Origin of the sequence: Arthrobacter sp. NQ7 (genome assembly GCF_029581595.2) — a bacterium.
Taxonomy (GTDB): domain Bacteria; phylum Actinomycetota; class Actinomycetes; order Actinomycetales; family Micrococcaceae; genus Arthrobacter; species Arthrobacter phenanthrenivorans_B.
The window spans coordinates 83,280-108,143 of record NZ_JARFXU020000008.1 but is presented as its reverse complement, the minus strand read 5'-3'; the positions used below and the strand labels follow the sequence as shown (position 1 = coordinate 108,143).

The window sequence follows — 24,864 nt, the reverse complement described above, 5'->3', positions numbered from 1 at the left end:
TCAAGCCCCCTTTGCCTTCAGCAGTTCGCGTATTTCATCAACGTCAATTCCCACGGTGGTCCATCCCGAGGCTTCCAGCCCTTCACGTTCGTCACCGTCGAATACTACGGCAAGGTGGTGGTCCGGCCAGGCGATTGAAACTGGCACGCCGTCCACCTCGTATCCGAGCTCCGGCAAAATATCCAAACCGGCAGTGGCAAGCTGCAACAGCAATGTTTTCTCGAATTCAGTTGCCTGATCCAGAAGTGGCTTCCACGCAAGTCCGACCTCGTCCGCCATCTCCTGGCGCGCGACTTCTGCAGCAACCGAGCCGCCGGCGCTCACGCCGGAAGCTACGGATCCGATGGTCAAACCTATGGGTTTGAATGCCAGGAGGTTCGAGAGCTGCAGCCAAAGACGCCAAGAGGCTTCGTGTGAAGAAGAAGCCAGTGCATCTTGCCGATCATCAAGGCAAAGGCCGACGGCGATCGTGGACAGGCTGTTAGGCGAGCCCGCGGCAGCAAAGCCGATGCTGCCGGATCTGCACGTCCAAGCGGGCACACTGCCGGTGGGCAGCGGTGGCCCTTCTCCACGGGCCAAGGCCACAGCATGCCCGTAGACGGCGTCCGCGTCCGAAGGCTGCGGCTTCTCCTGCATGAGCATCAGCGGCACCAGTTCTGAGAACTTGGTCCAGGCTTCAGGATCCGGCTTGTTGACCCACTGCCAGAGCATGCTCATGGCATCCCGGCCCAGCAAGCCCATTATGGACGCGTCCACGGGGAACCTGGCCATCAGCTGTGCGTTGAGTTTTGCGTTGGCCCAAGACGGCAGCGCAACCGGCGCCGACGGACCCGCGTCAAAGGCAGTCACATCCTCCCATGTGACGGCCCAAGGGACCACGGCCGATGACAGTTCTGAGGTGTGCCGAAGCTTGTCGCGCTTCTCCGCGTCGTCCGCGATCCGGTTGTGCTCCGGCGATGCGTGGAATGCGAAGCCATCGGTATAAATCGCCAGCACCGGAAAGTTCGGGTCCGGCGGCCCTTTCAGCAGGAAGTCCGGCCGTGTGCCGGCAACATCTACCTGCGGCAGAAGCTGCCACTGGAAGTTCTGACCCGGAATGCGGAAGGTGATCGTGTCGGCGAGCGCACCGGGGGTGACCCTAGTGTGCGCGCCCACTGCTTTGAGGCGGTCCATCCAGGCCTTTCGGAAACGCTTTTCCAGCAGTGATTCGATGGACGTTTCGGCGCTCGGCGCTTCTTCGGTTACGGTCCAGTTCGAGTACGACGGCGGCACCTCACCATCGGCGGCCTTCTGCCCCGAGCGAAGGAGGAGACCAAGCAGCCGTTCGGCACTTGCCCGGGCCACCTTGTCGACCTGCCATGGCTCGGCGTGCGGCAGGAGGCAGTGGTGGCAGGCAAGGCGTTCCTCGAACCGGCAGCTGCAGTCGCGCACGATCTCCCAGGCTGCGTACAGCAGCTCCCACACCCGCTTCGCATCTGCGAACTCTGCCAGGTAGCCCGTGCCTCCGGGGACCTTATCGTGGAGCATGAGTGCAATCCGGCCGCCGCCATGCGCGGCATCGTTAATCTTCAGCACCCCGAGGTGGTCAGGCGCGCCGCCCAGGACTTTCTGGAGACCCATAAGCAGCGCGGCTTGAAGACTCGGCACGGAGAAATCATCGCCGTAGGTAACGTCGAGTGGAAGGTGCAGCACCACGCCCTGGGTATTGAGCTCGCGCGCCAGAACTACTTCTTTGATACTCTCCTGGGTTTCCTTCCGGAACTTGCACCAGAATCGGTGCTCGTTCGGCCGGTTCTCTTTGGCCGACTGATCGAGCTGGCCGCAGTAGGAACACAGCCGGAACATTGGTGTACGCACGTCGTCGCCGGCAATGGTCCGAACCCCGCCATTCGACGCGGTCCGCCCCGCGTTGATCCATCGGATGTCTACCCGGTTAAAGTACTCCGCGCCAAACTCATAGCCTTCCACGAACCAGCGCTTTTGCAGGTGCTGCTGGTCGATGTCGGCCGCCGCAGCGATCGTAAAGCGTTCACGGACACGGTTGTCGCGGCGGTCGTTGATGGCGGCCTCGTCGCGTCGGACTTCGGCGGAAACTTTTTTCATGACCACGACGTCGAAGATCTGGCCCATGTCGGCGATTGCCGCCGTCGTACACCTGACGCAACTCGCGACCGGCGCGCTGGTACTCACGTCTGTCTTGATCCAGCCGCACTGTGGACACACCTGCCATTTCTGGATGTGGCTTTGCTGCGGCCCGAGGTCCACTGCGTCGATGAGGATCTCCATGCCCTGGGCGTAGAACGTGGCGCCCGGTGCGAACTCGCTGAGCGCTATGGAGGCGCCACGGTTGTACGTCACGGTGTCCGTGACGAACTCCTGCGTGTCGGCGTCCTTCCATGACAGCCCTACGTCCAGGCTGACGGAATCGTCCAGCAGGGTGTAGTTGGGCAGGACGCCGTAGGCCTCCAAGACGGAGATCCAGTAGTCGCCGCGGAGCTGCTTGAGCTGGTCGCCGATCATGCGAAGAGTCGCTTTGGCCGTGCGGAGGGCCTGAACTGCCTCAGAGGACTTGTCGTCCAACCGTTCTGCTTCTTTGGCCGCGGCCTCCAGCTCGGGGAGAGCCTTGTCGATTTCCTTGCGGCGTGCCTCGAGCTCGTCGATGTCGGCTTTCCACTCCCCTGCCGCCCGGATGAGGTGCCGGGCGAGACCGCTGGGCTCGCCGTCGTCGTGCTCGGATGCCCAAGCAATCAGCCGCTGGCGGCTTCCCGCGGAGACCCTTTCGCCAAACTGGCCCAGGAACTCAGTCAGGTAATCCTTGGCATTCATTGTGGCGTCCTGGATGAGGTCGCCGATAAACGACCCCGGCGCAACGCTTCCGAGAGCCTGGACCGCGTCGCGGGGGTGGGGGCGACCGGCGGTCCGGGCGAACCGGTCTGCCACGTGGGCGACATACTGGCGTCCAAGAATCTCTTCTGCATCCAGGTAGGTTGCAGGCGGACGAACCTCACCGTTGATGACAGACAGCGGGTCATGCAGCTTGGGCAAATGCTCACCACGGCCCCGAACGAACGCGAGGACCAGCGAGTTGCCAGTCAGGCGGCCTGCACGGCCGACGCGCTGCAGGTAAGACGCGACTGAAGTGGGCAGCGAGGCAAGCATGACGCAGGAGAGGTCGCCGATGTCGATGCCCATCTCCAAAGTAGGCGTGGCCACCAGGACATTGGGCGCCTGCGGATTGTCGGATCCCGATTTGAACTGGGTCTCGTAGAGAATACGGGTCTTGTCGTCCAGGAGAGACGTGTGCTCACGAGCAACCACTCGTTTGCTTTCCCGCGAGGAGTACAGGTCCCGGTAGAAGTTCCGGGAGTCGCCCGCCTGGCGTTCCAGCCTGCCGTTGCACCGGACCAGAGTGCACGGGGCGCCGTCGAGCTGGTCGATGACGGTCAGGCTCCCTGGAGTGACGGCCTTGCAGACCTTACACGCAAGGACATGGCGGCCGGACTCGAGGTCATCGACAGCGGGAACGGAGAGCATGATCTTTGCCGGATCCAGCCAGTAGACGTCGGCTCCGGAGTTGGTGCTCGTCTTGCCCAGCACATTGTCATCTTCCAGCGCGGTGATCAGAGCCTTGGAAAGGTAGCTGCTGTCCGACGGCGCAATGCCGAGGCAGCGCGCCGTCCACCGGGAGTACCACGAGGTTGATGGAGTGACGGTATCCAGGTTGTCCGTCGCGCCCTCCGCGCGACCAATCCGCGGGAACGCCGGCGCGGGACGTCCGGAGGGGAAAGCAGGCATGCCTTCACCTTTGGGCCGGCCGCCCCAGATCTGCCACCGCTTGCCGTCCGTGGCGATGTACCCCTTGAGCCACTCGTGATTGATGCCGCCCTGAAGGCGGACTCGCTCCACGGTGCCGCGGATCCACTGCAGCAACTGCTGGTCTGTAGGCGGAGTGTCTTCCACCATCGTCTGGTGCTGCGCCGAATCGTACGCCCGACGGGCGACGGCGAGCATGCGCGTGGCGTTGCCCGCGTCCGTTTCGACGGCGAGAGAACCGGTAAGCTCGAGCGTCCGGCCGGTGCGGGATTGCAGGCCGAGCTCCAGGATGGCGTCGAACAGCAGGCGGCGCCTGGCGAACCGGCGTCCGCGGGCCTGTTCGGCCGGTGTTGCTTTCGGGTTCCAGAACTGGCGGAAGCTCTGCCGGTCTACGTATTCGGGGGCCACCAGCTGATAACGCTCCGCCGGCGTTTTCGCATTGGCGATGGCCGCTTCGACTACCTCTGAGAGTGTCGCGGTGTCTTCGCTCAGAGCACGGCGCAGCGCGGTGCGAAGCGTCATGGTGTGGGAGCGGGACTGGACATAGCCAGCACGGTGGGCGGCGTCCTGCACGCTGTCGGTGAAGACCAGGGCCTTCTTCTCCCCCTCATCAAGGCCCTCAGCGCCGAAGAGGTTGGAGATGCTCACGGAGAGCATCGTAGCGATGGCACTGCCCATAAATGCGATGCCTTCCTTGACCAGGCAGGATGGGCAGACGTCCCGCTTGGACTGCTCGTCCGCGTCCTGTCCGGTCAGCATTAGCACGGGAATGACGCGGCCTTCGGCCAGGTCAGCGCTGTCAGGAGCGGGAGGAGTCTTGGAAAGTCCCCGGTTAACAGTGTGCAGCCAGTGCAGTCCCTGGACCTGCTCCGCACCGTCCTGACGGAACTCGATGATGTCAGCCTCGGCGGCGGCGGAAATGAGAGTTCGAAACCTCGGGTTGTTCGCCAGGCGCGCCTCGCGGATCTTGGAGTCGTCCAGCTCAAGGTCCATGCCGGTGGGCGCCAGAACGGCGCCCCAACCGGAACGTCCGCAATGGCGGCAATAGACGGCGGGGAGGAACAAATCGTTGGACTGGTCAACACCGTCATCTGACCAGCGGAACCGCGGTACCGTGTCCACGGCGGCATCCACCCGGGACATTTCGCGGATCCACAGGTGCGTCTCCACGCTTAGTTCCGACCTCCCCGTAGTCGCTCGCACATGGCTCAGAAGGGCAATAAAGAAGGAAAGATACTCCTCCGCGTCGTCGAGATTCGCATCCCAGAGAATACTCCGGCGTCCGAAGATTCGCTTCGTCAGTTCCTTAAGAGTCACGGCCTGCGTCGCGTGCCTGAGGACCTCGCGAGTCAGGGGATGCCGACGGAGGCTTGCCGACAGGTCACATGGCGCAGTTCGAAATAGCGTGTCTGCTATCGCATCCGCCAACGAAGTTTCCGTTGGGAACTCTTCACCCGATTCTGCGTCGTAATACCAGCGTTCCGTGCCGGGAGCTACGTAAATGTGGTCCAGAGATGGCGCTAGGTCCTCAGCAATGGAATCCACGGAACGCCACTCGGCGTCGGTACCAGACTCCATCCATGATTCGGTCGTCATCCGCGCTTCGGTGACAACCGAATCGGCTGGGAAGACCTCGCCAAAGACGGTCTCGGCGAAGCGGAGCATCGCTTCCGGGTCGCCTTTGCTTCCCAGGGTTGCGGATGTGGCGACGGGTGTGACTCGTCCGAGAGGACGGGTCAGGTCTTCCTCGCTAAGCCCGTAGGGATGGTCCGTCAAGTCGTCCGGCCAGTAGCTCTTGAGGGTCATTCCGAGCCGGCGCAGCAGCATGGCGACGTCCGTGCCCTGTGCACCGTCGTAAGTGTGGAATTCGTCAAGGACCAGGTATTGCAGGCTGGTCGCAGACTTCTGCCACAGTGGTGCGTCCGTGTGCCGGAGCAGGAGCATGTCCAGCATTTTGTAGTTGGTCAGCAGAATGTCCGGCGGCTCCTGGTGAAACACCTCGCGGTCATTGATCAGTCCGTCCCGGGCCACCTTGGTACGGTTGGTGTCCTCCTGGCCGGTGTAGATGCCAGCGGTGATCCCTGACAGCTCGGAATGGGTTGTCAGAAGCTCAGCCAGGCGTTTGGCCTGGTCGTTGGCGAGGGCATTCATTGGGTAGAGGATGAGCGCCTTGATCCCGGTAATGCCGTCGTGTTTGGCGCGCAGCACGTGGTCCAGGATTGGGTACAGAAACGCCTCCGTCTTTCCGGAGCCGGTACCGGTGGTGACCAGCGTGGGTTCCGGGCGACGGGATGCCCCACGGGCACCCTTGCTGCTGAGCCGTTGGAAGGCCTTGGCCTGGTGGCCGTACGGCTCGAAGCCCTCGTACCAGTCCAGGCAGTCGCGCCAGCCAGGCTCGGCAGTTTCGAAGGGAAGCCGCAGCCGGACGTAGGCGCCCTTGAAAAGCCCCTGTTCCGGATCTGCCAGGAAGTCCCTGATGGCTGACTGCGCGTTCCCGTCCGTGAGCGCAAAGGTGGTGGCGAGGTAGTCGGAAAGTCCGCGGCGCAGGTCCCCGGCCTGGGTGGTGGGCAGAAGCTCAGACATCAGGACTTCTCCTCCAGCAAGCTCGAAAAGTGGGCGTAGGCCTTCCGCATGTCTTCCTCGCGGTCAAAGCTCCGGAAGGGGAACTCGAAGATGTATTCAACACCGCTCTGCGGGTGAGTCCAGGTGCGTTCCTCTACGGCTAGATCCTCGCCCCGTTGACGGTAGAGCCTATTGATTTCGGCGGGGACTAATCGACCTTCGAGATCGTAGAGGTCGAAGCTTTCATACTTTCGAAGAACAGGGAACTGCGTGTTGTACACGGTGCAAAGCTCGTCTTCGCTGAGCCCGAACATGATGGCAGCGAGAACGTCGATCTCGACAAGTGCCTGGCGCCGTTCAGCGCCACGCCGCAACATGGGCACACTACCGTCTGCTTCGGGCGTTCCACTTAGTTTCGAAAAAAGATCAGCAATAAGGTCAGCAGTTGGGTGCTCCCGACTGACCGGCAGCGAAAGAATTGAGTCAGCCGGAATGTGCCCTTGTCCGCGCATCTTGATCATGAAATCCAAGGGAATGGAACTGAACATGCCGCCGATGAAGGCCAGTTCAGCGGCTCTGTTTGGTTCGGCAAATCCATAGGCGTTCACCGCATGGATATGGGCAGTACCAGGCGGAATCATCGCAGCCTGCAGTGTACGTTTTCCAGTTACGCTTCCCACATATTCGCTGATTGCCAGACGAAAACAGGCTCGGATAGGGATCCGCGATCCGTCCATCTTCTCCCAGGAGCCATACCCAGCGTTGTATGCGACCCGGTCCCCTGTGGGTTCGTAGCTGGTCCGTGGGATGAAATCCACCGTTAGGGCTTCGAGGTCAATTTCGGTCCAGTCAAGATTGTTCTTCATCGTTGCGTTGGGCTGCTTGGCAAAAGGGTTCGCTACGGTGAAGTGCGGACCCTGGAGAATGACGTCAGCCCATGAGTTGGGGACAGCAGAGCCAACCTCGAAGTAACCGTTTTTCCGGTCTGTCGTCTCGTTCCAGCCCGATGAGTATTGCAGCCCAAGCTCCCGCACTCGTGGAGCTTTGCTGAGTTTTTCCAGTACTCGAGAGCTTGCCTGGTTGACGGGATAGACCATTCGAGCCTGGACGGCGGGAGTTCCCGGCTCGTCGAGGATGTCAGCCCAGACACCCAAAACCGATTCGTCCACGTTGATGATGCGTTCCCGGTGAGGTCGGGTATCCCATTTGCCAGCGCCGTCTTTGAGTCCTGGAACTTCGCCGGATCCGTCGTGGACCTCCGAGCGTGCGATTGTCTCCGGGTGGTAAAGGGATGCCGCCATTCTGAAGCGCGGAGATTCGCGACGCTCGCCGTAAATGTGCACACCGTAGGTCACCAGGTGATGTATTTCGAAGAGCGATAGTTCGTTGATGAACTGCCAATGTCTGCGCAAGCGGCGGTAGGTCTCGGCCCGGAGATGCGCGGCCTTCTTTTCGGTGAAATGCGATTCCGGGTGAAGCAGAGCAACTACTCCGGTCTGGGAAACGGAACCCCAAGTCCGCTCCATGAAGGAACGGTAAAGATCCGGACGGAGGCCAGCCACGATCGGGTAGGACGCGGGCGACGTCAGAAACTCCCGGACTGCCACGATCCCGGCGGCCTGGGAACACATGAACTGAACCTGTGTGGAATCAGCCTTGGCTTCAAGCTGCTTTTCAGTCTTCAGAGCCTGGGTCTGCTTATCGTTCAGCTGCCACCACGGATCGAACTCCGCGTAGACAGCGCTTTCGTCCCAGTCCGGCCGAACCCAGGGCGGGTTGCCTACCTGTAGATCGAAGCCACCGCGTCCAAACACTGAAGCGAAGTCCAGCTCCCAATGGAAGAACCCCTGGTCTGCGGCGATGTTCTCGCACACCTGCAGCCACGCATGCTGCTTCTTGGCGATGTCAATGTCGGCCACCAGGGCAAACTCAAGGTCGGCCCTTTCGGCGTCGTTGAGTTCTGCCCAGGTCGATGCGGCACCAAAGGTCTGCTGCCCTGCCATCTTCGATTCTTTGCCCTGTAGGCCAAGAATCCCTTCCAGCGCGGCGAGCCACTCGTCCAGTGTCGGAGGTGTTGCCCCGCAGGTGGCCCGCTCGGTCAGCGGCCAGAACCACAGAGCATTCCAGGCATCCATGACCCGGCGGAGGCGCTGGTAGGCGCCGTTCGGGTCGTTAAGAGTCTGCTCAATCTGCTCGCGGGTGACGGCCTGGACCCGAGTGTCGGCAGCCCCCGGCTCCATAACCGACGGCTGCTTGCCGAAGTAGTCGATGTCTCGGCGGGCCTCCGATTCGGCGACCTGGAGCCGGCGGAGGGTGAGCTTCCACAGGGATTCGACCCGGCGGCCGAGATTCACCATGCGATCTATCTGGGGCTTGCTGGGTTTGGACCTGACCTTGTTCCGCCAGGCCTTGAGGTCCTGTTGTGCCTCTGCTGCCAGGTCCTTGACCTCCTTGGCATCGGCGGCTGCACCCCAGCCTTCGGCGGGGAGCAGGAAATGGTGGATGCGGCCGGCTACATCGGGGTCGTCGGTGTTGTCGGTCATCGCCTTGACGAGCCCGGACAACGGAGCGTCCTGCGGGGCGCACTTCAGCCATGACTTGTCATTAACCGATTGGCGGGAGTAGGTGGCCCGGCGGGCGCCGATCAGCGAGTTGCCGCGTCGCAGGCGCAGTCCGAACCAGGGCGCCTGGAGGTCCTTGACCATGGTGTCCAGCCAGAGGGAGACTTCGGCGAGTTCCACGGCTGTCGAGTTCAGGTCCACGCCGTGGACCTGATGCAGGGCGATCTGCGCCTTGACCTTCTGGAGCTCCTGCGGGTATTCGTCTGCGGGGATACGGACGTCCAACTCATCCTGCTTGCGCTTCAAGTATTCGTCTGCGAGCTGGCGGACGGCTTCCAGGGCGAACGCGCCAGATCCCAAGGCCGGTTCACAGACGGTCAGTTTCAGAATGTCGTCGGCCGCGGTCTTCTCGTCATTCTGGTCCAGCAGTTCCTCGAGCGCCTGCGATACGACGAACTTTGTCAATACCTCGGGGGTGTAATAGGAGGCGGATTGCTGGCGTTCGCGGCCAGCGAGCCGAAACACGAACGAACCAGTTTCATGAAGGACAAGCTTTTTCTCGCCTGTCAGTTCGTCCTCGTACTTCACAAAGTGCTTTGCATCGATGGATTCGGAACGGTCCACCGGGACCACCCATGAACCCTTTTCGGGGTTGCCGTCTCTTGCCACCTCGTAGAGGGGTTCGGCGGCGATGAAGCCGGTATAGGACATCAGGCCTTCATAGACGGCGCCGAGCTGGTTGATGCCAAGCTCGGCGTAGGAAATGAATCCGCGGTCCTTTCCACGGGCTTCCTTGCTCAGCAACAGGTGCTGCAGGACGCGCTGAAGTTCAGAGTTGCTGAGCTTAGCATCGTTGATGAGGGAAGTGGCTGATTCTTGGAAGAGGTCGGCCTTCAGCGGCTGAAAGACCAGTCCTTCATTGTCTCCGGTAGGGTCCTCAGCGGCAGATGATCCGCTCCGAGGCTTGTGGCCGCCGTCGACAAGCCGGAACAGCCGTTCCAGCGATTCGTAAATGTGGGTACCACGCTGGGATTCCCGTGACTGAATGTTGACGAGCGTCAGTTCCCGGAGCCGGTCCAGGCCATAGCCCTCGTTGTATTCGCCAGCCCCAACGGGAAGCACACCCATCTCCGGGGAAGCTTCCGCGTACAACAGGAACAGTATGCGGTAGAGGAACCGCAGGGACTGCCGGGCCAGGTCCTGACCGTCGACATCTTCTACCGGGAGCCCTCGTGAGTCCCGCCTCCTGAGCACGTCGTTGGCGATAATTTCGATGGAACGGCGGATGCCTTCCCGTAGGTCCTGGGAGACACCCACCGTGTGCTTGACGGATGCCGCTAGGACGTCATCCCACCAGATCGATCCATCTGGGGTTGGCATGAGTGAGTCGCGGCCAAAAACGGCAAGGAACCGATCGGTTTCAGAATGCTTCTTGGTGTCGTTCCGGTCGGCAACCAGCAGGGCGTCAGCGGCAAGATACCGGCCCTCGGCCCAGCGCTCCTGCTCCGTCAGCACGAGCCACCGTCCGGCCATGACGACCACGTACTTGGGCGAGCGTTCGGAAAGATAAATTTCCGAGACGAGCTTGGCCAGCGTCAGCGACGGCATCTCCTTGCCGTCGACGAGCACGCGTCCGAGCGGCTTTACCGATGACAGAACATCTTCAGCAGCGTCGGCTGCACCGGCCTCAAGAAACACGACGTCGGCGTTGTCTGTCATCCATACGCCGGGAACCAATGTCTCAGTGCCGCTGCGCTCAAAGGTGACTGCCGCCGTCGTATTTTTGAACCCGAGCGCGGTGCGCAGGAGGGCGTATGCCTCGCGAGCGCCCGCGGGGTCCTCGGCCAGCCCGGCGAGCAGGATCTGCAGCCCCCCGCGGACTTCGGAGAAGCGGGACAGCGGGGTGGGGTGGCCTTCCTTGGCTTGCTCGTCCCAGGACTTCCGGAGTTTGATGACTTCCGCTTGGAAGGACTCTTTGGTGGAATCCGTGGTGAAGAAGTGTTCGCTAATCCAGTCTTCACCGACAACGATCGAATCAAAGGACGGCATTACTGGTCAGCACCTTCCGGTACGGCGGTAGGGGTATGGCGGGGAACGACGATTAGAAGCGGGCGCACCAGGCGCTGAGCCGGCGCGAGCGACTCGGCGATGAGCTGTTCCTCGGTGACCCGCTCCCGCTGTTTCCTGACCTCGGCCCGCTGTGCGAGCTCGAACGACAACTGGGTCCAGCCCGTAGCGCGGTCCGTCCACGACTGCAACCGCTGCTCGGCGGCCGTGGCCGCGGACTCAAACGTCAGCTGCATTGTTTGCCTGGCGTTTTCCACGGCTTTCGGGAGGAGGGCCTGAAGTCCATTGAGGCTGACGGGGCCGGGATTGGTTGCCTTGTTGTGGACGCCGATGGCTGCCAGGTGATCGCCCAGGTCCTCTAGGGGCTGGTCCATACAAAAGTTTGGATTACTTGGATCAGGGAATTCGACGGCGATGAAGGCCTTGGACACGACCTGTCCACGCCGGTTCATGAGCGTGCCCATAAGCAGGACTTGCGGCGCGTCGACGTCTCCCCGGACAGCGAGCACTTCGCTGCGGGACATCGAGCCCAGGGCGCGGTCGCTGGCCCAGTCCAGCACCGGATGGAGCGGGCCGAGGTAGTGGGCCTCCGGCCAGCTCATGTCATCAGATTCGCGGGCCCTTTCCAGCTCTCGGGTGCCGGCTTCCACGGTGGTGGCGAGCTTCAGGCGCTCGGTGACTTTGCGTTCGGAGAGGTAGTCCTGGGGAAGGTAGCCGAGCCGGTGCTGGAGGTCAGCGGGCGGGTTCAGCTCGGCGAGTCCGTGGCTCGGGTGGATGGTCCAGCCGAGTTTCTTCTGAGGCTCGCCGAATGCCTCGTTCAGTGCTTCGTTGAGAAAATCCAGGTCCGTGGCATAGAGGCCCGATGGCTTTTCTACTGGTACGTCCCCGCCGGGTCCATCCTGGTTAAGGGTTTCGAAGTCGAGGAAGTCCCAGAGGTCGCCGGACTCGGGGTCCGGGTCTGGCTCTCCAACGGTTTCTTCGAATTCCTGCTTGCCGAGCAGGACGTCCAGGATGGCGTCTTCCTCCTGCTTGACGCTGTACTTCCCCATGAGGGAGGCGACGTCGTTCAGCACAGCGTGCGCCTCATGCTCGCGTTCCATCAGGCGGGTGAGCACCTTAATGTCGCCCGAAAAGCGGGTGTTGTTCGGGTTCAGCAGGAGTGTGGTGATCTGCGGTTTGTGGCGCTGACCAAAGCGGTCGATGCGGCCGTTGCGCTGCTCGATCCGGATAAGACTCCACGGTATATCGAAGTGGATCAGGTGGTGGCACTCGGAGTGCAGGTTGACGCCCTCGGAAGCCACGTCTCCCGTGACGAGAACCCGCAGCGGGCTGTTGCCGCGCTTGAACTGGTCCACGATGCTCTGCTGCTCAACGTCGCTGAGGCCGCCGTGGAGGAGACCAACGTTTTCAGGCTTGAGGCCGAGGGCCTTGGGCAGGGTCTCCCGCAACCATTTGAGCGTCGCGACGCGCTCCGCGAAGACCACCGCCCGTGTTGAGGATCCTTTGCCGACGCCGATCTTCTCGAGGTAACCGACGAGCTCGTTGTACTTGCCTGATTCGCCCGTGTTGGCATTCTGTGCGAGGTTCTTGAGGCGACCCAGGGCCTCCGTCTCTCTGGCCTCGGTGGGGGCATCGGCGTCGAGCTTTTTCAAACGCTCCGTGACTGTCTCCAGGAGCGCTGCGGGGCTGGAGAGAAAGGCCTTCGCGAGCGTCCAGGAGAACAAGGACCCGTGCTGACCTGAGTATGGGGACGGCCGGCCCTCGGGATAGAGCCAGGTGTCCGAGAGCTCCTCTGCGATAGCATTCTCAGCTGCAGAGGCGGTGACGAGCCGGTTGTCAGGTTCTTCCCGCTCCGCCCAGTCTGCGCCGACTTCCTGGGCGACCTCGGGGCTGTGGCGGTGCCGGCGGATAATGAGGTTCTCCACCTGCTTGGGATCAAAGGTCCCGTCGGGGCGGACGACCGTGGGGTCCAGGAGACGGAGGAGCTCGGCGAAGGACTCGTTGCGGCCGTTGTGCGGCGTGGCCGAAGCAAGGATCAGGGCCTCTGTGTTGGGGGCGAGGATACGGGCGAGCTCGTTGTTGAGGGTGCCGGTGTTGGTGAGGTTGTGCGATTCGTCGATGACGACGGCGTCCCAGTGCAGCTTGCCGAGGTGCGCGCGGTATCTGGCGCTCTTGAGGGTGTCGATTGAAATGATGGCGCGCTTGTAGTAGGTGAAGGGGTTTCGTGTGGCCGGCAATTTCTGACGGACCTTTTGGATGCCGGCGGAGTCGAGGCGGACGAACGGTAGGGCGAAGCGGCACCAGAGTTCGTGCTGCATCTGTTCCAGGACGTGGCGGGGCGTGACCACCAGGATGCGCTCGCCGCGGCCGCGTTTGACGAGTTCGCTGAGGATCATTCCGATCTCGAGGGTCTTGCCCAGGCCGACGGCGTCCGCGATGAGGATACGGGGCCTGATGTTCTTGGTGTCCAGGGCTTTGGCGACTGCGATCTGCTGGTACTTCAGATTGCGGGACAGCATGCGGGTGGAGACCGTAAGGTGCGCCGCGGATTGCGGTGTGGGCGTCTTGCGGAGGGTGGTCTCCAGGAAGAGTCGGGCTTTGCGGTAGTTGGGGGTGTCATCCGCAACTACCTTGGACTTGGCGGGGTCCACGACCTCGATGTCGTCAAGGGCGGAGTAGAAGGCGGCGGTGGTGTCCCTTACCAGCTCGCTGAGGCCTTGGACCCTTATGAGTGATCCGTCCACGGACTTCTCGAGGCTGGTGACCAGCCACTCCTCATCCCGGACGTGGACCACCGAACCGGGTGCGACGTTGAGTTCCCGGTTTCCGGCTGTAACTGTCAAGACCTGCTCCTGTGTTTGCTGCTTCCCCATGGGGAGGTGCCACCCATCAGTTGCAGTAGACCCTCCTAAGCCATTATGTACGGCAATTTGGCATAAGGCAGGCCATCTTCCTGGCGGTGGTGCACATATAGGGCCACTGGTGCCGCTGCCAGTTCGGGTCTTCTTCAGACCCGGGGCTCACGGATGCATAAACAAGCCCTGGGGAAGAACCGGGCAGCAACGACGTGTGATGGTGTTAAGGGATTTACTGGACAGCAGGGTTAGCCCTTCGAAGCCATACCCTCCCTGCAAGTCAGCAAGACGGCTGGCGCTACAGGTATAGCCGTGCTGCTCCACGGCGAAGGACGAAAACCAAATCGCGAAACGCCCCGATCTGCGGGGTTCCGTCAAAATGTTTCGCTGATAAATTTTGTGCAGCCTAATTCCGCCGAACAGGACTTGCATCCTTCCGGGAAGCGGCCTAGAAGTAAACAAGCTACTACCGGCAGAGGTTCGGGCGTCGCTAAAAGTGCGAAGTAGTTATACCAAAGCAGCTAAGCCTGCAAGGTCTGCCTAGTCGATTTACACGTGTAGGCCAGCTGCAGTTGGGACTACCTATGATTTTGCACGAGCTCTAGTTGCAGGGGGAAACAGCTTGGCGTAACCAGCGAGAGACAGCTCCCAGCCTATTTGCCCTCGGTTCCCACTTGTGACATAGCGGGATCCTTTCCCTTGACCAGCGTCGCGCAAAAATTCTTATAGGGGCTGTCCATCAACGCAAGCCGATGTCGGTCAAGCCGGCCCTGTATGGCGGAGTAATCTCTTTGAAAAGTGGGCTCAGAAACCACAAGTAAGTGAATGAGCTTACCGATACTCGCAACTAACTCCGTCATTGCTTTAATTTGACAGTAGTCATAACGAGAGAGATTGCGCGATTCAACCAGAAACTCGTTCTCTTTGCGGCTCTTCAATTGCCACGTCCATTGACCGTGAGCTATTTTATTGCGATCTTCTATAACCGGATTAAGGCTTCCGGTGACCAGAGACTTCGTCTCTAGCAGTTGCGTCGCGGTCTCGACTACAAGGGCAGTATCCAATCCAATGTGAATCGGGACCTTGAAATGTCTACGATAAGATAATTCGATTGCTGACAACCAACGATCACTCTGGCTGGTCTTTCCCCAGATGATTGACCTCTCAGCATCATTAAATCCCGTAGGATCCACGATGAGCTTTCTAAGCGTAGCCTCCGCCATGATGCCAACTGTCAACAGATGCAGTCGCCTTATGGTTGCGACTGGGGCTGACGTGCGTTCGGGATTCCTCCAGTCCCCGCTAGCCCTGATCTGTTCCTTATGTAGCCGCTCGAGCTGTGTCAGACTCGCCTTTATTTCCTTCAGGTTCTCCGAGTTCTTCCTGAACTCGGCTGAAGTTGGGTATGCCACTCTCGACTCCTAAGCGCCACATCGCATGAATGACTCATGCAACCTGGCGCCCAGGAGTCGAACCTGGTCCTTCTGAGCGATGCTCAGACGCGCTCCGTGCGCTACGCCCATAAAAGGATAACAGACTCAGACGTCCACTTGCTCATTCATCGTAAAAGCCGATCTTAGCAAGACCACACGTACATCTTCTCTACTGCGAGTCCAAAAATGATCGAAGGCCATAGGCCTGCTGTACAAACTGTTCGTCATCGAAAAGAAATGCTGCAGTGACATCTAGGAACGCCGAGCTGCCGTTGAAATGCCGAGCCATCGATAGCAACCAGTCATGGTGATCCAGTCCTTGAGACTCAACTAGGGCGTCAGTGAGCTTCTGGGCGACTTCCGTGGAGAAATGAAATTCCTGTCGCCCGGTGAACCATGCCGTGAGCCTGTCCTGCAACATGCGTTCCGGCGGAAGGTCGCCCGGCAAATAGGAGAAGTTCTCTGAGCTGACGTCTGATGTCCGCTGATCGCCGTCCAAAATTCCGACCAGCCGGTGTATAGTCTGCCCCGTGCTGCGATATGCGTGCAGACCATTGACAATGGTCCTGACTCCTGATTCACCGTCTTTTGCATAGGAGATACCTACCGAGTCGAGCAAGCTCCTATCCAGAGTGCGCAAGACCATCTCCAGCATTTGGGCAGCAAATAAGTCTTCTGTTACAGCAATACAGCGCAGGGATCTCCTAAGACCTAGTCGGCTGGCCAGCGCCCTTGAGTCGAGCCCGGTAGTAACGGACATTTCCGGCAAAGAACCGATCAACGACACCTGCCCAGGAGGTAATGATTCGAAGACACCTGGTGAATGGGTGGACATAATGACGGTCAGGTCCCTCTTGGCGGAGATAATTGCCAGCGCCTCTGTTAATTTGCGTTGAGAAATTGCAGCAAGATGAGTCTCAGGTTCTTCCAGGATGACAATGCCGCCATCTGATATCTGCTCAAGTCTCCAGAGCAAATATATCGTGGCTAATTCGCCTCGACCCATGCCAAGGACATTGTATTCAGCCCCAAGGGCTCGAATCCGAAAAAAGGGAATTGCTAAATCTTCCTCACTTACGGAAGTAATCTCATAGATATCAATCGTGTCGTAGGCTCGATTCAATACGTATGAGGCGAGCGTAAGGGCGTCGGAGCTTGCGGGGGCAGGATCGACGCCTTCTATCAAGTCCAAATAATTGGGATCCTCGCGGAGCATGGCAAGGATTTTGCCGGTCTCAATGGCCGCATCGATGTAATGGACGTTCCCGGGAACATCTCCTGTCCGTACGACCTGCACGTCGCCAACACCGGACCGGCGAACCTGGATGCGCGAAGAGTTAAGATCTGTCCGGGTCCGGTCGTTGGACCATCGAATCTCAACTTCATCAATCTGAGCGAACCAACCGACGGAGTCCTCGGGTAGCTCCATAGAGGAGTCCAAGCAAATTCGAATCGCCTGGAGTAGGCTGGATTTACCTGCACCGTTGCCGCCGGCAATAACCGCCATGCCGTTACCGAGTTCAACTGAGTACCCCGCCGGGACTCTTGCACCTTTCAGGACTATTGACTTTGGACTAGCCGAATAACTTCTGACTGGAAGGCGCTTTATGTGGTTGGCGATATCGGCAGATCTCACACTGACCATTGGTCACCCCAACCGACGCTGTGGCCATACTGGTAAAGCTCACGGTCACTGGCCGACCTCAGATCTAGTGTGAAGAGGGCTCCTTCTACGGTACTCCGTATCAGAGGCGACGGCTCCCAGAAGCCTTTGCGCGTCAGGAGTATCGTTGCGCAAAGATCACGAAGAACGACAGATGACACATCTGCAACACGGGCCGTCGATCTGTCATGAAAGATTCGAAGCGCAGCCGAAAGCGCGTTGTCTTCAACAATGCTGGGCTCCCACCGATTGCGCTCAATCCATTCGACGCCCTCGTAGAAGCGATTAACTTCTGACTCTGATTTTCTGCTCACGCTAAATCTGGAGATGAGACAAAGCCAAGTATGAATCGTCGCCTTGTTGGGGCGGATCTGGGCAGTATTGGATTCGAGCATCGGCGACGACAGGAAGAAGCGAACGGAGTTCGTAGCGTCCTCAATAATTTCCTGAGGGAATTCCTTCACCTGCCGATATCGAGCGGTGATTCTACTGGCGGTAATTTTTTCGTTAAGCGAGCGATTTTCCATTGTAAGCAACAGGCGGCCTAACAAGTCGTCATAGGCCATCCGAGCGTTAGAAAAGCCGACCCGCTCCTTGTTCAGACCCGTCTCAGAAAATGCCTTAACGAGGTTTTTGATCTGATTTCGGGGACCACCAATAAACGCGTTGCGTTTCTCTGCCTCAGTCAGATTCGTCGGTTGGTTCAAACGGAAAAACAGCTCATGCGGCTCATCAGGATCGTAGTCGGTTAATTCAAATATTCTGATCGTGAATTTTCTAAAGTTCCGTTTGATCGACGGCGGAAGCTGATGATATCGGAGTCCGTCTAAGGGTAGTAGTGCATCACTTTCCGGCTCTATATTGCCGTCAATCGCGAACGCCCCATCCATGAAGTCGCGGATGGCTGTGAGTCGCTGTTGCCCATCGAGAACGTCACTGGTTCCTTCCGGGCGAGCAACAAGATGAACAGGCGGAATGTGCCAGCCTCGCAAAACCGTATCTATCAAGCGCTGTTGTTTTTTGAGCGTCCAAACCTCTCCTCGTTGAAAATCTGGCTGCAAATCGTAATCGGCATCAAGAATCCTGCGATATATAGTCTCGATATCAGGATCTTGCGTATTGAATTTCATAAAGTCCCCAAAGAAGTTCCAGCCACCCTGCGTACCCTGTCTTGTCCGTCATAATAGCGCTCCCACCTCACTCTGCTACAGCCGCCGCTGCCGGAACATAGGAAACGACTCCCGCACCCGGTCCACCGTCTCCAGCGAAACCTCCACGGCACGCACCCCAGGCTCCAGCCCGAGGTCGGCCTCAACCACTCCCATCGGGTCCACCAGCACGCTCCGGCCCACGGACACGGGCGGCGCCTGGCACACCCCCGCCACGTACACGCTGTTCTCGATCGCCCGCGCCGCGTTCAGCGCCAGCCACTGCTCCGTCTTGTGCTCGCCCGGCACCCAGGACGAGCAGACCAGAAAAACCTTCGCCCCGGCGTCGGCCAGGGACCTGGCCAGCTCCGGGAACCGCAGGTCGTAGCAGGTCATCAGCCCGAACCGCACTCCCCCGTGCTCGAACACCACCGGCTCAAGGGACCCGCCCGGTTTGATGAACTCGGACTCCCCGAAGCCCTGCGCGTCGAAAAGGTGGATCTTCCGGTAGGAAGCCAGCCGGCCGCCGTCGGGCCCGAACGCCACCAGCGTGTTGTACGCCCTCCCCTGTTCCTCCGAAGTTTCCACCACGCCCGCCACCAGCGCGATGCGGTGGCGGCGGGCAATAGCCGAGAGCTCCCGGCAGACGGGCCCGTCCAGCGGTTCGGCCACCGCAGCGAAGGTCGCGTCCACCTTCTTCTTCTCGTAGGTGGCGTACTCCGGGAAGGCGACCAGCGCGGCGCCGTCGCGCGCTGCCTCGGCGGCGAACCGGTCGATCGCGGCGAGGTTGGCCGGGATGTCGGCGCCCGACTCCAACTGCCCCAGCGCTATCCTCACGACTGTTCCTTCCCTTGGCCCGAAAGCCACGCTACAAACACAACAGGGTCAGGCGGCTGCCTCGACCGTCGCCTTCTCGGTGGCCGTCATCTCTGGCGGCGCGGCCTTGAAGCCGCGGGTGATCAGGGCCAGGACGATGATGCCCAGCGCCAGCCAGGACACCCCCAGCGTAATGGCGTTGCTGTCCAGCTGGGAGAGCAGGTAGGCGCAGATGATGGCGCCGATCACCGGGACCACCACGTAAGACACAGGGTTCAGCTGCTGCCCGGCCCGGCGCTGGCGCACGTAGTGGAACACCACCGAGGCGTTCACCAAGGTAAAGGCGGTGAAGGCACCGAAGTTGATGAACGACGTCGATGTGGCCACGTCCAGGAAGAGCGCGATCAGGCCGATGATGCCGGTGATGACCAGGTTGGCCACCGGGGTATGGAACTTCTCGTGAAGCTTGCCGAAGACCGCCTTGGGCAGAACGGAGTCGCGGCCCATGGCGTACATCAGGCGGGAGGCGCTGGCCTGCGCGGCGAGGCCGGAGGCGAACTGGGCCACCACCAGGCCGGCCAGGAACACGGCGCCGAAGAGCTCGCCGCCGATCTGCAGGGCGATGGCGCTGGCCGCGGACGCGGAGTCCTCGAACACGCCGCCGGGGTGCACCAGCTGCGTCACGTAGGACACGGCCACGAAGATGCCGCCGCCGATCAGGGCCACCAGCATGATGGCGCGCGGCACGTTCCGGCGCGGGTCGATGGTTTCCTCGGTGAGGGTGGTGACGGCGTCGAAGCCCAGGAAGGAGTAGGCGGCGATGGCGGCGCCGGCGGAGATCGTGGCGAAGCTGGAGGTGTCGTTGAAGAACGGCTGCCCGGTGGCCAGTCCCCCGGCACCGTTCGCGGACACCACGTTGCCCACGGCGAGCGCCACGAAGAACACGAGGACCAGCAGCTGGAAGGCCATCAGCACATAGTTGGCCTTGTCCGCCACCTTGATGCCCAGGATGTTCAGCAGCGTGGTGATGACGATGAAGCCCACGATCCAAACGCCGATCGGGATGCTGGGGAACTGGGCGGTCAGGTAGGAGCCGCCGATGAGCCAGATGACCATGGGCAGGAAGAGGTAGTCGAGCAGCACGGCCCAGCCCACCAGGAAACCCACGCGGGGATCGATGGAGCGGCGGACGTACGTGTAGGCGGAGCCGGCCACGGGGTAGGCGATGGCCATCCGGCCGTAACTGTGCGCGGTGAACAGCATGGCCACCAGCGCCACGAGGTACGCGGCGGGAGCGGCACCGCCGGTGGTCTCGGCGATGATGCCGAAGATCCCCAGGACGATGATCGGCGTCAGGTACGCCAGCCCGAACAGGACCAGCGAGGGCAGCTTCAGCGTGCGGGTGAGGGTTGTTGTCACGGTGTTTCCTTACGGCTTGTAGGACGGCGGTGTCCAGGTGGCCGGATTGATCCGGCCTTGGTAGACGGAAAGTTCGACGGCGGGCTCCCCCTGGCGGAACTGCGACCAGGGGCGGTTGAGGTTCTCCGTGCCGTGCGTGCGGACATGCTCGACGGCGGCAAGGTCCAGTTCCGCGGTGAGCAGCTGGGGGCTGTCGTCCGGGGCTTCGGCGAGGGTGTTGCCTTCCGGGTCCACGATGATGCTTTGGCCTTTGCCGGTGGGGCCGGCGCAGTTGACGCTGACCATGAAGACCTGGTTGACGATGGCGTTGGCCTTGGCCAGGATGAGTTCCTGCTTCCGGTCCGGGGTGGTGGTTTTGACGACGTTGAGGATCACTTCGGCGCCCATCCAGGCGAGCTGGCGGGACACCTCGGGGTACCAGACGTCGTAGCAGATGTTCAGCCCTACCCTGCCGATGCCGGGCAGGTCCACGGTGGTGAACCGGTCGCCGGGGTCGTACGGCTCGAACGGGCGCCAGGGGAAGATCTTGCGGTAGTAGCCGGCAAGTTCCCCGTCCGGGGACAGGACCAGCTGGGTGTTGAACAGCTGCCCTTCCGGGCCGCGTTCACAGACGCTGCCGGGGACCAGCCAGATGTTGAGGTCCTGGGCGAGCTGCTTGAGCTCTTTGACCCTTGGTCCGTCCAGGGGTTCGGCACTTGCCTGGAGCATTTCGGTGCGCTGCAGGTCCGGGTTTTCGTCGCCGAAGAGGTGGAGCTCGGGGAAGACCACCAGCTTGCTGTGCGGCTGGGCTTCGAGGACTGCTTTGACCTCGTCCGCGAAGGCCGAGACGGGTTCGCCGATGAGCCGGGGCCTTGCTTGGGCCGCGACGAGGGGAAGGATGCGTTGCATGGGTTTTTCTCCACTTAGGGGTGTGATCCGAGTTATATTAGATCAGAATGATCCAATAAAGGGAAGGGGGTCGGCATGGGCCGTAAAGTAGCGGTTATGACGGATCAGCTGGAGGACACCGCCGAGCCCTCACGTCTTGGTGCCGGCCGGCTGCCCGGGATGGAACGGCGCAGCGCCATGGACGCGGTCCGGATGCGGATCGGCATGGCTATTTCTCTGGGGCTGCTGAAGCCGGGCGAGCGGCTGCCGGACCAGGAGGACGTGGCCCTGGGTTTGTCAGTCAGCCCGATTACGGCCCGCCGTGCTTTGGCGAGCTTGGCCGAGCAGGGCGTGGTGGTGCGCCGGCGCGGCCGGGCCGGGGGAACGTTTGTGGCGGACGCGCCGCCCGCGGAGGTCTTGGCGTCACTTTCCGCGTCACCGGCGGAGTCCCAGGCGGTGAACCGGCTGGTCGACCGAAGGCTGTTGTTCGAGTGCGCGGTGACGCACTATGCGGCGGTCAATGCCACTCTGGAGCAGTTGGATGAGCTGGAGCGGCTGACGCGTGAAATGGCGGAGTCAAGTGACTGGTCCTATTACCACCGGATGGACGAGCAGTTCCACCAACTGGTGGGCACGGCGTCATGCCTGGACACCGCCGTCGAGGTCTACCACGAGACCCTCGCCGAACTGTACGACTACTTCATCCCCTACCCCATCGAGAAGCTGCACACGTCCAACCGCGACCACATCGCCTTGGTGGCGGCCCTCCGCGCCCGCAACGTGGAGGAAGCGGTGGAGGTCTCCCGTAAGCACGTGGACATCCTGCACCGGACGATGTTTATGGGGCTTGCGCCTACTACCGGCTCTCACGACACCGCACGTGGAAATTAAGTCGCATCAAGTAAGGAAGGACGAATCCATGAAGGACCCTCTGACCGCTGACGAGGCAGCCGATTTAGTAGGCCGCTCCGGAAAAACATTTCGAGCACATCTTCGGAAAATGAAGGCCAGCGGGACTTTGGATCCAGCGGGTGCATGGCAGGATCCGCCAAAGAAGAACGGGGTTTGGAGCATCCGACGAAGCTATCTAGCGAAGCTAGCGGCTGACAATGGTTGGCCGTTCGGAAACAGCTAACCCCTCATGGTGCTCGTTCTTGAGCCTCTCGAGTCCACGTGTGCTTCGGTTTCAATCAAACCGCCAGGTGTGCGTCCCTGATGCACGCGCTGATTGCCACTTAGAGAGCGAGTGCTCCACTCTAGACGCATGATGATCGAATCGCTGAAGGATCAGCACTTTCAGGGGTTTATTAGGTTCAGCGAAATACCAAGCGAACCAGTCCCCACAGAGCATGGTGTATACGCTGTAGTGCGCGAAGGCAGCCTTGAGCCGCAATTCCTCACACCGGGATCTGGCCGGAAAGGAAGCCACTACCCGCTGGAGCTCCTGCGGAAGGCCTGGGTGCTGGACAGTGAAATCCTCTACATAGGCAGAGCGCAGTGCAAGCTCGGAATCTATGAGCGCCTGAATAAATACCGCCGCTTCGGCAATGGCAAGAACAGCGGGCACAGTGGCGGCCGTGCCATATGGCAGTTGGCAGACGCCCAAGAACTCAAAGTATGTTGGCTGGTTACAGGGGAACACGATCCCGTCGAAGCGGAAAGCTTGCTCATCGAAGCTTTCAAGACGAACCACGATGGGCAGCGACCGTATGCTAACCGCATCGACGGCACGGGGTGAGACCGCATAGCGTATTCGCCAATAGAAACTGGGCATCTTGCGAACGCGAGACTGTCGGGGTCATCGTCCCTGCCAAGGTCCGGCCATCAGAAGTTGTCAATGCCGTATTGGTGCCTCAGCGCGAACAACGTCCCTGATGACGTGTGGACCTAAGGACGCTTCAGCCGTGCCAAGCTATTGCATTGCGAACGAAAGCGGCGATCCGGCGAACCGAGGCCTCACCGGAGGAATGAAGGGCTGAATATTGTTCTGCTGCCTGGGCAACACAATCATCCAATTCCTCCCACGAAATCCAACAGAAGATCTCAGGGATCCGTTCCAGCAATTCGGACTCTGGCGGGACCGCTTCGTCGCGTGTGCGTCCGAGAACCGGCCCAAGGAAGCGGCCGACAGCTTCGTGAATCTCTAGAAGTCCGGAGCCTTTGACTCGAATCGGTGGTGTCCCACCGAGAAGTAAAAGAATAGGTTTCGATGCGCCCGTGTTGGACATGAGCGCTACATATTCCCGAGCGAGTTGCTCAGGCTGAAAACTGCCGTACCGTATTCGTTTGGCCTCGACCAGTGTGTACGTGCTCGGCGTCTCAAAGACTGCGTCCGGCTGAACGAAGAGCTGCCCTTTGTAATTTCCAGATCCCAGCGGGAGATCGCCCGGAAGAAAGTACATTCGCAGCTCCTCGGCTTCGGCTGCAACCACTGATCTGGCTTCGCTGGCGCCGTGTGCAGATCGTAGGACGCCTCCGAGGAACTCCGTCCTGGGCAAAAAGTCCAAGCCCACCAGCACTTCGGCGGTCAAAACGTTCTCTCGGCCTTGGCCGCCCATTCTGTAGTCCCGCGCCTTCTCCCATGAGATTTCCTCGAGCAGCTTCCCGACGATGGAGCTGGAGGCCGTGCTTGAAATTTCCAATTGAACTCCATTGACTAGGCGCCGCAAATATACTGCCGCGACGATAGCTCAATTAAGATCCTCCACGTAGGGAACACGCCAAATCAGTTGTGCGGGCACCAAGGCAATCAATCACCGAACGTGTACATAAGCTTGTGACCGTGCCCGTATTTTCGGGGAACGATCATGTAAAGGATGTTCATGGAGAACAATCCTGCGGGCGAACTGCGACTTGGCCACCTGTTCCAGGCCGCCGGACTGGCCCAGGATGACGTAATGGTCATCCGGCACACCCTTAATCCTGGCGGACTGGAAACCCGGGCTGATGCCATGGGGCCAACTCTTCTGCCCTACACGCGGGAACAGGGGCAAACAACAAGCTCGGGAGAACGCCGCCTCGGATCTGGCTGAACTTCCTCGCCAACTCCGGCCGGCGGGCACGATTCATCACCGACTTCGAGAATCACGGCGAAGTTCCCGGCGAACGGACTGAGACGTTGCGCTTCTTTGACCTGCGGCCCTCTTTGGTCTTCTCGGCGATGGCAGACCGTCTGGTTATCGAATGGACTGCGGACACAGTGAATTGGGCCAAGGCAGGCAGGACCGCGAGCCTGATGCCTGTCGTCGAGATCGCCGACCCGCAGACCGAGCCATTTCCCGGATTCGACTCGCTTCTCATCAGCTACGACGAACTCCAAGCGGTGATTGCTGATGACCGCTACAGCCAGTGGCGTACAGCTCTCAGCTCTGTGCAGGGCATCTACCTCATCTCCGATGCAAAGACCGGCAAACTGTACGTGGGAAAGGCCGACGGGGCCGAACGCTTCCTGGGCCGCTGGAGCGAATACGCCAGGAACGGCCACGGTGGCAACGTCGCCCTCCGCGAGCTGGCCGGGGTCGATGCCAGCCATGCACGTTTCCAGTTCAGCATCCTGCGGGTTTTCGCGCCCAGCGCCACCTCTGCGCACGTGGATGCTGCCGAAGCCCACTTCAAGAGAGCACTGCTATCACGCCAGACCGGCCACAACCGGAACTAGGA

Annotated in this window: 14 protein-coding genes; 4 read left to right on the top strand and 10 right to left on the bottom strand. The window is 60.6% G+C overall.

What is annotated here, in order from left to right:
• The 9 genes from PUN71_RS10950 to PUN71_RS10910 all read right to left on the bottom strand — a co-directional run bounded on the left by PUN71_RS10950 (nucleotide 1) and on the right by PUN71_RS10910 (nucleotide 21,225).
• Nucleotides 1–6,396 (bottom strand): DEAD/DEAH box helicase family protein, encoded by a 6,396-nt coding sequence (locus PUN71_RS10950; protein ID WP_277798423.1) that lies wholly within the window; start codon nucleotides 6,394–6,396, stop codon nucleotides 1–3.
• On the bottom strand, nucleotides 6,396–10,985 hold the full coding sequence (locus tag PUN71_RS10945) for an Eco57I restriction-modification methylase domain-containing protein (RefSeq protein WP_277798422.1): 4,590 nt from the start codon (nucleotides 10,983–10,985) through the stop codon (nucleotides 6,396–6,398). The genes PUN71_RS10950 and PUN71_RS10945 overlap by 1 nt, the downstream gene beginning before the upstream one ends.
• Nucleotides 10,985–13,846, bottom strand: coding sequence for a helicase-related protein (locus tag PUN71_RS10940; protein ID WP_277798421.1), 2,862 nt, complete (start codon nucleotides 13,844–13,846; stop codon nucleotides 10,985–10,987). The genes PUN71_RS10945 and PUN71_RS10940 overlap by 1 nt, the downstream gene beginning before the upstream one ends.
• A 665-nt stretch (nucleotides 13,847–14,511) precedes the next feature.
• Nucleotides 14,512–15,096, bottom strand: a complete 585-nt coding sequence (locus PUN71_RS10935; protein WP_277798420.1) for a hypothetical protein — start codon at nucleotides 15,094–15,096, stop codon at nucleotides 14,512–14,514.
• A 364-nt stretch (nucleotides 15,097–15,460) separates the two neighbouring features.
• Nucleotides 15,461–16,936, bottom strand: coding sequence for an ATP-dependent nuclease (locus tag PUN71_RS10930; protein WP_277798419.1), 1,476 nt, complete (start codon nucleotides 16,934–16,936; stop codon nucleotides 15,461–15,463).
• On the bottom strand, nucleotides 16,924–18,084 hold the full coding sequence (locus PUN71_RS10925; RefSeq protein ID WP_277798418.1) for a GmrSD restriction endonuclease domain-containing protein: 1,161 nt from the start codon (nucleotides 18,082–18,084) through the stop codon (nucleotides 16,924–16,926). Before PUN71_RS10925 ends, PUN71_RS10930 begins: the two co-directional genes overlap by 13 nt.
• A gap of 75 nt (nucleotides 18,085–18,159) precedes the next feature.
• Nucleotides 18,160–18,939, bottom strand: coding sequence for a carbon-nitrogen hydrolase family protein (locus PUN71_RS10920; protein WP_277798417.1), 780 nt, complete (start codon nucleotides 18,937–18,939; stop codon nucleotides 18,160–18,162).
• A gap of 48 nt (nucleotides 18,940–18,987) precedes the next feature.
• Nucleotides 18,988–20,337, bottom strand: coding sequence for an APC family permease (locus tag PUN71_RS10915; RefSeq protein ID WP_277798416.1), 1,350 nt, complete (start codon nucleotides 20,335–20,337; stop codon nucleotides 18,988–18,990).
• Nucleotides 20,338–20,346: 9 nt separating this feature from the next.
• Nucleotides 20,347–21,225, bottom strand: coding sequence for a carbon-nitrogen hydrolase family protein (locus tag PUN71_RS10910; protein WP_277798415.1), 879 nt, complete (start codon nucleotides 21,223–21,225; stop codon nucleotides 20,347–20,349).
• Between the two features lie 96 nt (nucleotides 21,226–21,321).
• Here PUN71_RS10910 and PUN71_RS10905 point away from each other — a divergent pair, with 96 nt between their 5' ends.
• Both PUN71_RS10905 and PUN71_RS10900 read left to right on the top strand, forming a co-directional pair.
• The gene (locus PUN71_RS10905) at nucleotides 21,322–22,095 is read left to right on the top strand and encodes a FadR/GntR family transcriptional regulator (RefSeq protein ID WP_277798414.1); all 774 of its coding nucleotides are present in this window, start codon (nucleotides 21,322–21,324) and stop codon (nucleotides 22,093–22,095) included.
• Nucleotides 22,096–22,468: 373 nt separating this feature from the next.
• Nucleotides 22,469–22,942, top strand: coding sequence for a hypothetical protein (locus tag PUN71_RS10900; RefSeq protein WP_277798413.1), 474 nt, complete (start codon nucleotides 22,469–22,471; stop codon nucleotides 22,940–22,942).
• Between the two features lie 160 nt (nucleotides 22,943–23,102).
• Here the strand turns inward: PUN71_RS10900 and PUN71_RS10895 are convergent, their stop codons facing one another.
• Entirely contained in the window at nucleotides 23,103–23,846 is a 744-nt protein-coding gene (locus PUN71_RS10895) for a hypothetical protein (protein WP_277798412.1), read from the bottom strand.
• Nucleotides 23,847–24,026: 180 nt separating this feature from the next.
• Here PUN71_RS10895 and PUN71_RS10890 point away from each other — a divergent pair, with 180 nt between their 5' ends.
• Complete coding sequence (locus PUN71_RS10890) at nucleotides 24,027–24,236, top strand: hypothetical protein (RefSeq protein ID WP_277798411.1); 210 nt, start codon at nucleotides 24,027–24,029, stop codon at nucleotides 24,234–24,236.
• A gap of 203 nt (nucleotides 24,237–24,439) precedes the next feature.
• Nucleotides 24,440–24,862 carry a GIY-YIG nuclease family protein gene (locus PUN71_RS10885; RefSeq protein ID WP_277798410.1) on the top strand — a complete coding sequence of 141 codons (423 nt, stop codon included), beginning with the start codon at nucleotides 24,440–24,442 and terminating at the stop codon, nucleotides 24,860–24,862.
• Nucleotides 24,863–24,864 lie beyond the last annotated feature (2 nt).